Here is an 11,733-nt window from a genome sequence, read left to right on the forward strand (position 1 = left end):
TGGTTTTTAATGATCATGCTCGACGAGTGCCACATCGACCCTCGCAAGTACGAAGAGACCGTCCGGATCCTCATTGACCGATGGCACGTACTCGAACAGGAGAGAAAACTGGATCTCAGTAATCAGCTCTACGGACGCATGCTGCTGTTCCGAGGCCGGACTCCTACTCGACCGGATAAACAGCGAGAAGACATCGTCTGCTTCACAGCCCCTTGGACCCTCCGCGATGTTCACCAGAACTCGGACGTGGCGGAATCAATGCTAAACGAACGTCCTTCGCGATGGTTCTACGATGAGAAACCGTGCGAGCCGTTCTTCAACCCACTGAATTATCGCTATGCCCGCGTGATGACCGAAGGCCTCATGCATCTGGGCATGGACGAGAACACGGCGATCCGGTACGTGGTCGGGATCAGAGGCAACGTCTCCCCCGGCTCCCCAGAGTACATCGCCGGTTCATCCGTGACTATCAAAGAGTACAAGTCGACCATACAATCACTGGCCATCCAGGACTGCGTTCCGACCGTGTCTCCCTAGAGACGACACGGTAGACGGTTAGACCGGCCGCAGACGGTTACACCGGCCGCGGACAGCGCGGCGCACAGATACCGGTTCAGCGCGGTGATACCACCCCGGCCGGAGAGCCACTCGTCCGCGAGGACGAGCACTCGCATCTGCCGGTGCTGCCAGTGCCGTCGGTGCCGTCGGTGGGTTCGTGGCCGGTTGTCGTCCGGTCCGGCCGCGCTGCTGTGCCGCGATCGGCTCCTCGACCTGGGCGGTCGCTGGCCGGTGCCGCTCGGGCGGATGCCGGGGCAGGCCGAGCGTGCTGATCGGATACCACATGCCGAACTGGTCGCCACAGGCGTCCCAGACCCGGCGCAGGTAGTCGTACGCTTCGGCCGCGTGCTCGCCGCCGACCGGGGCGAACACGTGCATCACGAGTTCCGGCGCGACCAGTGGCCCGGCTGGGCCGGGTGTCAGGTTCTCGTCGATGCCGTCCCCCGGATGTCGTCGGCGGAGACGCTCACGTTCCAGACAGTTCTGGCGTTTTCCGGGATGTCAGGCGGGTGGATGGACGGTTATGATCCTCTGGTGACTTTCTGCTCGGGGTAACCGTGGCCCTGAGCTTCCTCACCGGCAACCTCGATGTCGGGGGCCGCCCAGCTGCCCGGAGGTGCAAAGCTGCTCGGCTGCCCGGGTCCGCAGGGCGGCCCGGCCGGTGTCTGATAGCATGGGATATCGCTTGGAGGTGCGGCTGATGTCCGATGTGCTCATCCGTGACGTGCCCGATGACGTGCTGGCAGCCGTCGAGGCGCATGCCGCTCGGCTCGGTCTGTCCCGCAACGAGTATCTCCGCCGACAGCTTGCCCAGGATGCGGCACGCTCGGCCACCCCGGTGACCCTCGACGACCTGCGCTGGTTCAGCACCACCTTCCGCGATCTCGCCGACCCGGAGGTTATGCGGCAGGCCTGGGCGTGACCGCCACAGCCGAGACGACGCAGCGCTGGCTCGTCGACAAATCCGCTCTCGTCCGGCTGAGCGAGAGTCCCGACGCCGACCTGTGGCTGTCCCGCATCCAGCAGGGCCTGCTCCGGATCACGACGGTCACGATCCTGGAGGTCGGCTTCTCCGCACGATCCGTTCAGGATCTCCGCGTCCGGCTGCGCCGGCCGCCGGTCTCGGCGATGCCCGTCGAGAACACCACGCCCCGTATCGAGTCCAGGGCTGTCGAGGTCCAGGAGCTGCTCGCCGGCACCGGGCACCACCGCGCACCATCCGTCCCCGACCTACTCATCGCCGCCACGGCCGAACTCGCCGGGCTTGTGGTGCTCCATGTCGACAAGGACTTCGAGCTGATCGCCGCGGTCACCGGGCAGCCCGCCGAGAGGCTCCGTCTCGGCACCGGGTAGCTCGGTGAGCCCAGGTCTGCCCCATCTTCTCCGGGCGATGAAGGCCGTTGACGCCGAGGTCGATCATCACCATGGGCCCGGACGACCCTGTGCGATCATCTTCGCCAGCCTCGTCACCCTCGCCTGGACCGTTCCTCCTCGTGGCTTCAACTGTCGACATGCTCCGGACAGGCTCGGAAGCAGAGAGTCCGCCGCTCTAGCGTTGCGTGATTCCGCTTCTTTTATCAGCCGTTGTTGGCGACCAAATTCTTGATGCCCTTGATACGGGCGAAGTTTGGAAATGTGAAATCGGACTGGTGATCCGACCGGTCGCCATTTTGTTGATCAGGGAGGTGCGGGTCCGCCTCAAGCGCAGGATTGACCCCGTGACCGGATTCGGTCGAGGTGTCGGGCGCGGCCCCGTTCAGCCGGTTCTGGGCTATCCAGGCCAGAACATCGTGGATCGCTCGTGCCTGCACGAGGCCGAGACGCTTGCTCTGCTCACCGTCCAAGCAATGGATCTCAAAGACCATGGTGGGCGGCTCGCGACGGCCGCCGCCTCGCCGGCTGCTCGGCGTCGAAGACGCGCCCACCGACTGATCGTCGTGGCCTGATCCCATGCGCGCACGCTATGTGCGTGCGTGGCGGGAGTCCGCCAGGGCGCCCGACCGCATCCATGGTCTTCCGAGTGTCCCTCGGGGCATCGATGGTTCCCGGGACTTCGGAGTCCGCAGGTTCCACAACCCTCAGTCCGCCGGGCCCGGGAGCCAGAAGACCGGCCCCGGTGCTCGAAATGGGCGCCCAAGCCTCGAATGCGACCGCCAGGCGGCCGACGACCCGCTGTCCGGTTATGCAAGTTTGGCGAGGTTGAGGGTGGTTTCGTGGCCGTCGGCGAAACGGACGATCATGTAGGCAGTGCCGCCGATGGCCGCCAGGTAGGCGTTGAGCGTCGACAACAGAAGGTCGTGCGGCTGTTCCATGCGGCTGATGGCTGCCTGGGTGACACCCATGCGGCGAGCAAGCTCGACCTGGGTGAGGGTGGCAGCCTGGCGGAGCGCGGCCAAGCCCATCGCGTAGGTACGGTCGGCTTCGGCCATGCCTGCACGGACCTGGGCGACCTCGTCGGCGATATCGGGCCGTTGGGCGAGCTGACGGATGCGGTCGTTGCCGCGGAGGAACGTGACGCCGCCCTCGGTCGTGTCGTTGTCGGTCATGGGGTGCCTCCTTGCTGGCGCAGCCAGGCGTCGACGAGGGCTTCACCGCGGGTGGCGGCACTGGCGTAGAACACGTCGCCGATCGTCTTCTTGTCGAACCCGATCAACGCGACCACGACGTGGTCGTCGGCGGGGAATCAGCAGATGATCCGGACCGCGACGTCCGGGTCGAAGGGGTGGGCGACGCGCCAGAGTTCGTGGCGGCGGGCTTGCCGTACCCGTTTGAAGGTCGGGGACTCCTCGAGGGGGCTGGCCGGGAGCTCAGTGAGCGCCTGTAGGAGCGCGACAGCGACGGTGAGGACGCGGCCTCCCTGTTCTTCCGCGCGGGTCAGCCAGCGGTCGAACTCGTCGGTCCAGCCGACGATCACCTCCCCGAGGATGAGCCCCGGTTAATACAACGTCAACCTCATAGCCGGCCGCGAGCCGCGACGCAGCCGACGAACGATGCACCGAACCTCAGCGGAACCGGCGGGACCGTTGCACCAACGACCGCAGGCCGGCGGCCCGAGCGAGCCACAGTGGGTCAGCAACAGCCACGCCGGCCACCACGATGCTGCCACTCACCGCACGACACGGAGCGTGCCCCCAACGGGATTCGAACCCGTGCTACCGCCTTGAAAGGGCGATGTCCTAGGCCGCTAGACGATGGGGGCGGGCAGCAGCGATCGGGCTGGCTCACAGCTCGGACGCGGCGACGTCTGCCGTCGGTACGGCAAGCTGAGCATAGGGGACGGCGGGCGGTGACGACAAACCGCCTTCCGCCCGTGGCTCGCCGGGCCGGCGCGAAGCGGGCGGGAGCGGGTCGGGATGGTCCGGCTGTCCGGCTGTCCGGCTGTCCGCGGCGGAGGGGCGGCCCCGCGTCCCGCTCCGGTGAGGTCAGGTGGCCGGGAGCGCGGGCCGTGGGTCCGTCCAGCGGTACCGGGTGCGGAAGAACGCCCGGACCGGGCGTCCGCCGATGGCCAGGTTGTGCCTGACCGGCACCGGGCCGCTCGGGTCCGCGACGTCGAAGGACAGCGTCACGGTGTCGGCCCGCTCCAGCGGTGTGTTCGGGTCGTAGACCCGTAGCGTGACCGCGGTCTGTCGCTGCTCGTAGGCGTACGCGAGCACCTGGTGGTTGTGGCCGAGCTGGAAGGGGCTGTAGGAGCGCACCGTGATGATGCCGAGCGGGGACAGTGTGCCGCGGTCGATGTCGAGGCGTACCTGTGGCCACTCGTCCACAACGGTGATCCGCCCGGCGCCGCGCAGCGTCAGCGATGACCGGGTGGTGTCCGCGTCCCGGGTGGACATGAGCCGGTAGTAGCGGGCGACGCCACGCGGGATGTCGAAGCTGTCGAACAGCCGGCGGACGAGGTAGCGGTACAGCGGCGAGTCGGGTGGTGGCACCTCCTTGGACGTGGGCGGTGGCAGCCTCGCCTCGAAAAGATCGCGAGTGGCGTAGGCCATCCCTCCGCACAGCCCGCGGCTGGCGTCCCCGACCGGCACCCGGCCGACACCCGGGACTCTGATCTTCAGGACGGGCTGCCTGGGGAAGTCGTTGGTGAAGGGAAGGGCCTGGCCGCTCGGCAGGAAGCCGTCCACGGCGGCGTGGGCGTCGACCATTGATGTCTCCTTCTGCCTTCGCCTGGGAGCGGTATGTCCGTCCAGGGTCCCATCCGGACGGGATGGGCAGAAGCCGCCGGCAGCCGGCAGCCGGCAGCCGGAAACCGGAAATCGGCAGCCGGCAGCCGGCAGCCGGTCACCGCTGCCAGGTTGCGCAGTGATGGTCGTCGGCGAGGGTGCTGATCGGACGGATGTCACCGGGCCTGATCGACAGCGTCTGCGCCCGCTCGGTGGTGTGGACCGGCCAGACGGGCGGCGCCGGGGTGGGGAGCGTCCGGCCGGCCGCGCCCACGCCGTCCCTGCGGTTCGGCGCCCCGGCCGGCGGTGTGTTCGGGTCGCCGGTGGCCGCGAACCTCGTCCAGTACTGGATCATCGTGTCGGACAGTTCCCGGTGGGCCGAGCCAGGCCACTGCTGGTCGGCGTCCGGGATCAGGTAGCCGAGTTCCCATCCGTGCGAGGCACCGGGGAGCGTGCCCGGAACGGACGGTGCGCTGTCGGGCAGGTCGAACTCGTAGGAGAAGACCGGCACGCCGGCCCGCGTCAGCATGGACGCCGAGGCCACGCTCGGGCAGGTGAACAGCGCGTCGGTGATGACACGGGCGAGCCGTTCGGCCGGCGGCGCCGAGCCCGGCGGATAGTCCCTGCGGACGGCGCCGATCCTGTCGTGGAAATGCTGGTCGAGGACCGCGTTCACCTGCTGGTCGGTCAACCGGCCGGCCCGGCCGCTCCAGGGCCTGGTGAAAATGCGGCCCTCGTCCCGCACCGTCCCGATGATGACCGGCACTTTCGCGAAGGCGCCGGTGGCGATGGCCGTGGACGGTGGCACCGGCAGCGTCCGCCCGCCTGTCACGGGCGCCCACGGGAACGGGCTGAGGATGTCGGCCTGCTGGTCGGCCGCGGCGAGCACGTCCCGGGCGGGTAGCGCACGCATGCAGTCCGCCGCCCGGACGGGGTCGGTGCAGCCGAGCCTGCGCGCGGTGTCGGTCCCGGTCCGCTCGGCGTCCCGCACTGTCAGGAACGGCCATGAGCACGGGCCGCTCTGCACGATCGCGCGATGGAACAGGCCGGCCGCGGGCGGGGAGGCGAGCAGCGCGCAGGTACCGATCGCCCCGGCCGACTCGCCGAAGACCGTCACGTTGCCGGGGTCGCCGTGGAACGCGGCGATGTTGTCACGAACCCAGCGCAGCGCGGCCGTGATGTCCTGGACCGCGTATGTCCCGGAGTCGCCCGGCCGCGCCTGCCCGCTGCCAGGCTGCCCGTTCCCGGGCTGTCCGCTGCCGGGCTGTCCGTTCCCGGGCTGTCCGTTCTCGGACCGGCTGTTCCCGGGCTGCCCGTCCTCGGCGTCGAGCGCGGGCAGCGCAAGATATCCCAGAATTCCCAGGCGGTATTCGACCGAGACGACGACCACCCGGCCTGTCGCGGCGAGCAGGCTTCCGTCGTATTCGTTCGCGGAGCCGCCGACAAAACCACCGCCGTGGATCCAGAACATCACCGGTAGCCGGCCACCGCCCGCCCGGTCACGGCCCGCCCCGCCGCTCGTCTCGCCGCCCGTGTCACCGTTCGGGCCGGGGCCGCCGAGCTGGCCGCCGTCCGCGCCGCTGTCGCCGCCCACGGCGGGAACGTGAACGTTGACGAAAAGACAGTCCTCGTCGGACTGTTCGCCCAGGCCGCCGTTGTCCGGGCTGCCCTGAAGGCAGGGATGCGCTTTCTTCGTGGCATTCCGGATACCTGTCCAGGGCGCGACGGGCTGGGGTGAGCGCCACCGTCGGTCACCGACCGGCGGTGCCGCATATGGAATTCCATAGAAGGACGTGCCCAGGGCGGTGCGCGCGCCGCGGACCGTACCGCCGGTCACGGGCACGACTGTGGGGCTGGTTCTCGTTGAACCGCCACCGGCCTGTTCACGGTCGTCATGGGCCGGGTTGGCCGAGCATGACGTGACCGTAAGGAAGAGGGCGACGACGAGGAGCAGCGACATCATGCCCGACGCCGTACTCCGGATATGGACCGGCTCCATGGCTGCCCCCCCGGTCTCATGGTCCATATCCTCGCCGGGCTCGGGTTCCCGACGGTTCATGCCGGTGGTCGGTGTGATGCTTCACCGGCGCGCTGCTTCCGTATCCATTCCTTGCCGATTCTCATGATGACGGCAGCCGGCCGTCCGCCGCGCGGACGGGTTCCCGCCGGCACCGGCACGGTGATCGTCCACAGCGATCGTAGGCTCAGCGGCCGGAGCCGACGAGGTCCTCCGTTCCGCTCGCTCTGCGGGTCGCCGCGACGTGCCCCCGCAGGCCGGCGGCCAGGCGGATGCTCAGGACGCCCGCCGGTGGCAGCTGTGGCGTCTTCATGGATGCCGGGATGGGGACGGCGTCATCGCTACCGTGGCGGTTGCCCGCCAGCGGTGCTCTGGAGGACGGTTCGGGAGCAGGGGTGGTGGTCGTCCTTCCGGCGCTCGGGGACGGGCCGGCCCGGCTGATCGGCAGGGAGGGCCGTGTGATCGGGCACGAGGCCGCCCTGGTCGCGAACCCGACGCGCGGCACCATCTCCGGGCCGGGGAGCGCGTCGGGGTGGCAGCGGGTGTCCGCGAGGAGCGCGCCTCCGATGTTGCTGTTACTTACGGTGATAATCGGGTCGAGCTGTCGGGTGGCTCCCGCGGGATCCGCGTCCCTGAACAGGGTCGCGACCGGCCCGGCCGCCGCGACGGTCATCGCGAGGATCAGCGCCCGCAGGGCCAGCGTGCCGTTGTTGCGCTCTTCCGGGCGGGCGCGGAAGAATGGCCGGAACGCCCAGCTCGGCGCATGTCGTGCCATACGTCTCGACACGTGTCGCACCGTGCGATGGCCGGACGTAGTGTGCTTACGGTATTGCTTACCGTGTATGCCGCGATTTCTGCCGCGGCTGCCGCCGTGAGGGCGGCCCACGGCCATGGCGGCATCGCACGACATCGTGCGGCACCTCCACATCACGCGCATCCTGGTCCGTCGCCATGGCGCCGGCCGACACATCCGACACATCCGACACATCCGATATGAGTGGCAGGCTAGCGTGTTCTGGTGCCATACGTAGTGTTGTCGCCACGTGTTGGGTAAGTGTGGATGTTATGTGACCGACAGTAAAGGACGCCGGGGTGGGTCACGTTTGGCATCCGCGGGATGCGGACACAAATCCATCACCCTTCGAGGTGTCAGAGATACCAGTAGTAATGCAACTGGCAGTGGCGGGACGTGCGGCGGCGCCGGGCAGCCGTCCGCGCACGCACACGGCATCACACGGCATCACACGGCATTCACGCGGCATCACATGGCATGAGGTGATCCTGATGACAACGAGTGTCACGACGGCCGGCCCGTTCGACATCCCGCTCGACGTCCCACCAGGCGCGGATCCGGACCGGGCGCTGCCCGCGGACCTGTCGGATCCGACCCGGGCCGGTGCGGCGCTCGGTGCGCTCGTCGCGTCCGGCCGGCTCGATCCTCCACCGCCCGCCGCGGGCTCCACCGCCGCCCGCTGGCGCGTCCTTGCCGATCTTGCTGTCAGCGACGGCACACTGGCGCGGCTGGCGGCCGGGCACGCCGGCGCGGCCGCGCTCCTGAACGAGCTGGGCGGGCCGGTGCCACAGCGTGACCAGCGGTGGGGGGTGTGGGACGTCGACACCCCGGTGAGCCCGCTGGTCGCCCACCGGGGCCCGGACGGCTGGACGCTGCACGGCGCCAGGCCGGCCTGCTCGGGGGCGCGGGTGCTCACCCATGCCCTGGTGGCAGCCGAGATCACCACCGCCGAGGAGGGGGAGACACACCAGCTGTTCGCCGTGCGGCTGGACGACCGCGGCATCGCGGTGGCGGCCGGTGGGCGGGCGTCCCGGACAATGGCCGCCGGCGCGGACACCGCGACGGTGCTCTTCGACGGGGCGCCGGCCGTGGCGGTGGGCGGGCCGGTCGGGACGTCCGGGACGTCCGGCCGCTTCGGCGTGGCCGCCGCGGCCTACTCGGAGCGGCCCGTGTTCTGGCACGCCGCGGCAGGGGTCGCGGCCTGCTGGTTCGGCGGCGCGATCGGGGTGGCCCGCCCGCTGTTCGCCGCCGGCCGACTCGACCGAGCCGGCCGCGAAGGCCGTTACGATCATGAAGGCTGGGCCGGCCGTACCGCCGGCCACCACGGATCTGTCAGCCGGTACGGGCCCACCGGTGGCCCCGCTCCCGCCGGCCATCACTGGTTCGCCGACCGGCGGGGGCGGCCGCTGGACGCGCGTGCGCTGGCCCACCTGGGCCGGGTGGACGCGCTGCTGATGGCCGGGCGCTGCGTCCTGGAGACGGCCGCACGGGAGATCGACGCCGACCCCGACGATGCCGGCGGCTCGGCGCGGCGGCGCGCCCTGCAGGTGCGGGCCGCGATCGAGACATGCGCGACGGAGGTGATCGACCTGGTGGGGCGCGCGCTCGGCCCGGGGCCGCTGTGCTCCGACCGCGGCTATGCTCGGCGCGTCGCCGACCTTGGTTTCCACCTGCGGCACAGCCACGTCGATCATGATCTCGAGGTGCTCGCGAACGTCGTCCTGGACGATCTCGACCCGTTCTGGTGGTGACTGACGGTGAGGTGGCTACAGCGGGTCAGGTGGGTATCGAGGACGGTATGAAGCGTCGTCCTGAAGGCATCCCGCCCGGCGATCTCTCCGATGAGGATCTTGTCCGTGAAGTGGAACACCTGCACGCGACCCGGCACGAGACGTTCCTGCACGGCACCGGGGACGCGTTCGACACGCACACGTCACGGATGCTCAGCCTGGAGTACGAATACCGGCGCCGGTTCGCCGCGGTGCTCACACCGGACCCGCTACGGACCCGTGCCGGCAGCCGCCGGGCCGCTGCCGTGGGCCGTGGCGGCTCGTGACGGCCGGCCCGTGACGGCTCGTGACGTGCCCGGTCAGCTCGTGATGTCCCGGGCCGCGAACACGATCCTGGCCAGGATGATCGTTGCCAGGCCGTAGCCGCCCTCGAGCAGCAGCCCGTGTTGGATGCTGGACCAGGGGACCGGCGCGCGGAACAGGTCGACGAACGCCATCCAGTAGTGCGTGGGCAGGTAGGGCTGAATGACCTCGGCGGACGGGATCTGGTCGAGCACACCCGCGGTGACCAGGATGCCGAGCGCACCGAGCGTGGCCGCGAGCGGCGTGGACGTGATCGTCGACAGGAACAGCCCGAAGCCGGCGATCCCGAGCATGGAAGCGGCCACGAACAGCGCCGACAGTCCGATCCGGATCGTCGCGTCCGGCAGGGAGAAGGGCGGCCCCCCACCGGACAGCGGCTGGATGGGAGCGAGCCCGAACAGCGCCCAGCCGACCGTGAACGCGGTCGAGGTCACCGCGCTCACCGCGATCAGCAGATAGGCGATGATCGAGATCATCTTGGCGGCCAGCAGCCGTCCCCGTCCGACCGGACGTATGACCAGATAACGCAGAGTGCCGGCGCTCGCCTCGCCCGCGATCGCGTCCCCCGCCAGCAGAAGCACCGCCACCGGCAGGAACAGCGGCAGGACGAGCGCGAGGGCCGCGACCGGGAACCATGTGCCGTTGCGGACGACCTCGGCCAGGAACGCCGGGCCTATCGGCTTCGAACCGGTTCCGCTGATCTTCAGGAAGAAGGCGACGATGACCGGCAGCGCCGCGAGCATCAACACCGACAGCCACGTCCGCCGCCGCAGCAACAGCAGGCGCAGCTCGACCCGGATCATCGTCCGCCCCGGATCACTGCTCGTCCTCGGCCGGCTCCCAGCCGCCGCCCCCGTCACTACCGGTCAGCTCGAGGAAGACGTCCTCGAGCGTCCGGCGTTCCACCACCAGTTCGTGCACGCGCACGCCGGCCGAGACCAGCGCGGCGTTGAGCGCCATGGGATTCAGCGTCCGCGCGATCAGGGAGTGCCCCTCCCGGCCCTCCAGGACGCGCTCGAGCAGGTGCGCGGCAAGATCGGAATCCGGGGTGCGCAGGGTCACCCGGCCGGTCGGGCCACACAGCGCGTTGAGCGAGTCATGGGCGACCAGACGGCCGTCACAGATGATCGCTGTTTCGGTGCAGAGCATCTCGACCTCCGCGAGCAGGTGCGAGGACAGGAAGACGGTCGTTCCCGCGGCGTTCAGCTCGAGCAGCAGGTCGCGGATCTCCCGGATGCTCTGCGGATCGAGCCCGTTCGTCGGCTCGTCCAGGATGAGCAGTTTGGGATGCCGCAGCAGTGCCGCGGCCAGGGCGAGCCGCTGCTTCATTCCCAGCGAGAACCTGCCGATGGGCCGGTCGTCGACGTCACCGAGCCCGACCCGTTCCAGCGTGTCCTCGATCCGCTTGCGGCGCGAGCGCCGGGCGCCGCCACGCCCGGCCGAGTCGAGAGCGGCCAGTTCGACCCGGGCGGGCAGGAAGGTGTGGAACGCGGGAGCCTCCACGAGCGCGCCGACCTTGGGCAGCACCTGCCGGGCGTGACGGGGCATGCTCCGGCCGAGCAACTGGACACTGCCGGCGCTCGGACGCACCAGCCCCAGCAGCATCCGGACGGTCGTGGACTTGCCCGAGCCGTTGGGGCCGAGGAATCCGAACCGGTCGCCCGTCGCCACCTGTAGGTCGAGGCAGTCGACCACGGTCCGGCCCCGGTAGCGTTTGGTCAGCCCATCCGCATGGATAGCGAACGTCATACCGCCTCCCGCCCGTCGCCGGCGACAGCAGGTACAGCGACAGCAGGCACAACGACAGCAGGCACAACGGCAGCAGGCACAACGGCAGCAGGCGCAGCGGAGGCGGGCATGGGACGGTTACGCGCCAGGACAGGCGGGGCAGCCGAGCCAGGCCCCACCGGCGTCCGGGGGAGCCGTCCCGGCCCGTCGGAACAGGATGATCGCAAGGTAGGCACTGTAGTACTAGTAAACCGGGTGGCTATTACGGGCCATCGACAGCCGGGGGCAGATCGGCCCTGAGGCGCCCGTCCGCGTCGGGACCCGCCACGGCAGGTACGATCAGGCTCGGCGGGCCGTTAGCTCAACTGGCAGAGCAGCAGA

At 69.7% G+C, this 11,733-nt stretch carries 14 protein-coding genes, 1 tRNA gene and 1 pseudogene; 5 read left to right on the forward strand and 11 right to left on the reverse strand.

From position 1 onward, the window contains the following. Positions 1-537 (forward strand): hypothetical protein (locus AC5LUJ_RS20020; RefSeq protein WP_493465512.1); only part of this gene is annotated, 537 nt, incomplete at its 5' end. On the opposite strand, the gene AC5LUJ_RS20025 is transcribed toward AC5LUJ_RS20020, so the two are convergent. Both AC5LUJ_RS20025 and AC5LUJ_RS20030 read right to left on the reverse strand, forming a co-directional pair. Beyond that, the gene (locus AC5LUJ_RS20025; RefSeq protein WP_445548200.1) at positions 534-674 is read right to left on the reverse strand and encodes a hypothetical protein; all 141 of its coding nucleotides are present in this window, start codon (positions 672-674) and stop codon (positions 534-536) included. The genes AC5LUJ_RS20020 and AC5LUJ_RS20025 overlap by 4 nt on opposite strands. A gap of 109 nt (positions 675-783) precedes the next feature. Beyond that, a pseudogene (locus AC5LUJ_RS20030) lies at positions 784-936 on the reverse strand (CATRA conflict system CASPASE/TPR repeat-associated protein); the annotation flags it as partial. A gap of 322 nt (positions 937-1,258) precedes the next feature. On the opposite strand from AC5LUJ_RS20030, the gene vapB reads away from it, so the two are divergent. Further along, complete coding sequence (vapB, locus tag AC5LUJ_RS20035) at positions 1,259-1,480, forward strand: type II toxin-antitoxin system VapB family antitoxin (RefSeq protein WP_250280625.1); 222 nt, start codon at positions 1,259-1,261, stop codon at positions 1,478-1,480. After that, the gene (locus AC5LUJ_RS20040) at positions 1,477-1,911 is read left to right on the forward strand and encodes a PIN domain nuclease (RefSeq protein WP_250280623.1); all 435 of its coding nucleotides are present in this window, start codon (positions 1,477-1,479) and stop codon (positions 1,909-1,911) included. Before vapB ends, AC5LUJ_RS20040 begins: the two co-directional genes overlap by 4 nt. A 224-nt stretch (positions 1,912-2,135) precedes the next feature. Here the strand turns inward: AC5LUJ_RS20040 and AC5LUJ_RS20045 are convergent, their stop codons facing one another. From AC5LUJ_RS20045 to AC5LUJ_RS20075, 7 genes are all read right to left on the reverse strand, one after another. Next, positions 2,136-2,423 carry a hypothetical protein gene (locus tag AC5LUJ_RS20045; protein ID WP_250280621.1) on the reverse strand — a complete coding sequence of 96 codons (288 nt, stop codon included), beginning with the start codon at positions 2,421-2,423 and terminating at the stop codon, positions 2,136-2,138. A gap of 315 nt (positions 2,424-2,738) precedes the next feature. Further along, positions 2,739-3,104 (reverse strand): helix-turn-helix domain-containing protein, encoded by a 366-nt coding sequence (locus AC5LUJ_RS20050; protein ID WP_250280619.1) that lies wholly within the window; start codon positions 3,102-3,104, stop codon positions 2,739-2,741. A gap of 137 nt (positions 3,105-3,241) precedes the next feature. Beyond that, a complete protein-coding gene (locus AC5LUJ_RS20055; protein WP_250280617.1) occupies positions 3,242-3,472 on the reverse strand; it encodes a hypothetical protein in 231 nt (76 codons plus the stop codon). A 212-nt stretch (positions 3,473-3,684) separates the two neighbouring features. After that, a tRNA-Glu gene (locus AC5LUJ_RS20060) sits at positions 3,685-3,757 on the reverse strand. Between the two features lie 223 nt (positions 3,758-3,980). Beyond that, positions 3,981-4,703 (reverse strand): hypothetical protein, encoded by a 723-nt coding sequence (locus AC5LUJ_RS20065; RefSeq protein WP_250280615.1) that lies wholly within the window; start codon positions 4,701-4,703, stop codon positions 3,981-3,983. Positions 4,704-4,839: 136 nt separating this feature from the next. Beyond that, positions 4,840-6,684: a carboxylesterase/lipase family protein gene (locus tag AC5LUJ_RS20070; protein ID WP_250289635.1), complete on the reverse strand. Its 1,845-nt coding sequence runs from the start codon at positions 6,682-6,684 to the stop codon at positions 4,840-4,842. A 241-nt stretch (positions 6,685-6,925) separates the two neighbouring features. Next, a complete protein-coding gene (locus AC5LUJ_RS20075; RefSeq protein ID WP_250289637.1) occupies positions 6,926-7,513 on the reverse strand; it encodes a hypothetical protein in 588 nt (195 codons plus the stop codon). Positions 7,514-8,022: 509 nt separating this feature from the next. On the opposite strand from AC5LUJ_RS20075, the gene AC5LUJ_RS20080 reads away from it, so the two are divergent. Together AC5LUJ_RS20080 and AC5LUJ_RS20085 are read left to right on the forward strand one after the other, a co-directional pair. After that, positions 8,023-9,282 carry an acyl-CoA dehydrogenase family protein gene (locus AC5LUJ_RS20080; protein WP_250289640.1) on the forward strand — a complete coding sequence of 420 codons (1,260 nt, stop codon included), beginning with the start codon at positions 8,023-8,025 and terminating at the stop codon, positions 9,280-9,282. 11 nt (positions 9,283-9,293) lie between these two features. Beyond that, positions 9,294-9,587 (forward strand): DUF6158 family protein, encoded by a 294-nt coding sequence (locus tag AC5LUJ_RS20085; RefSeq protein ID WP_493465513.1) that lies wholly within the window; start codon positions 9,294-9,296, stop codon positions 9,585-9,587. 33 nt (positions 9,588-9,620) lie between these two features. On the opposite strand, the gene AC5LUJ_RS20090 is transcribed toward AC5LUJ_RS20085, so the two are convergent. Both AC5LUJ_RS20090 and AC5LUJ_RS20095 read right to left on the reverse strand, forming a co-directional pair. Continuing rightward, on the reverse strand, positions 9,621-10,427 hold the full coding sequence (locus AC5LUJ_RS20090; protein ID WP_250280610.1) for an ABC transporter permease: 807 nt from the start codon (positions 10,425-10,427) through the stop codon (positions 9,621-9,623). Between the two features lie 13 nt (positions 10,428-10,440). Next, a complete protein-coding gene (locus AC5LUJ_RS20095; RefSeq protein WP_250280607.1) occupies positions 10,441-11,373 on the reverse strand; it encodes an ABC transporter ATP-binding protein in 933 nt (310 codons plus the stop codon). Between the last annotated feature and the right edge of the window lie 360 nt (positions 11,374-11,733).

Source organism: Protofrankia sp. CiP1_Cm_nod3 (genome assembly GCF_982290655.1).

Excerpts from the sequence above, each read along its gene's own strand:
- AC5LUJ_RS20025 (WP_445548200.1), bottom strand. The coding sequence starts at position 674 with ATGCGAGTGCTCGTCCTCGCGGACGAGTGGCTCTCCGGCCGGGGTGGT.
- vapB (WP_250280625.1), top strand. The coding sequence starts at position 1,259 with ATGTCCGATGTGCTCATCCGTGACGTGCCCGATGACGTGCTGGCAGCC.
- AC5LUJ_RS20045 (WP_250280621.1), bottom strand. The coding sequence starts at position 2,423 with ATGGTCTTTGAGATCCATTGCTTGGACGGTGAGCAGAGCAAGCGTCTC.
- AC5LUJ_RS20050 (WP_250280619.1), bottom strand. The coding sequence starts at position 3,104 with ATGACCGACAACGACACGACCGAGGGCGGCGTCACGTTCCTCCGCGGC.
- AC5LUJ_RS20065 (WP_250280615.1), bottom strand. The coding sequence starts at position 4,703 with ATGGTCGACGCCCACGCCGCCGTGGACGGCTTCCTGCCGAGCGGCCAG.
- AC5LUJ_RS20070 (WP_250289635.1), bottom strand. The coding sequence starts at position 6,684 with ATGATGTCGCTGCTCCTCGTCGTCGCCCTCTTCCTTACGGTCACGTCA.
- AC5LUJ_RS20075 (WP_250289637.1), bottom strand. The coding sequence starts at position 7,513 with ATGGCACGACATGCGCCGAGCTGGGCGTTCCGGCCATTCTTCCGCGCC.
- AC5LUJ_RS20080 (WP_250289640.1), top strand. The coding sequence starts at position 8,023 with ATGACAACGAGTGTCACGACGGCCGGCCCGTTCGACATCCCGCTCGAC.
- AC5LUJ_RS20090 (WP_250280610.1), bottom strand. The coding sequence starts at position 10,427 with ATGATCCGGGTCGAGCTGCGCCTGCTGTTGCTGCGGCGGCGGACGTGG.
- AC5LUJ_RS20095 (WP_250280607.1), bottom strand. The coding sequence starts at position 11,373 with ATGACGTTCGCTATCCATGCGGATGGGCTGACCAAACGCTACCGGGGC.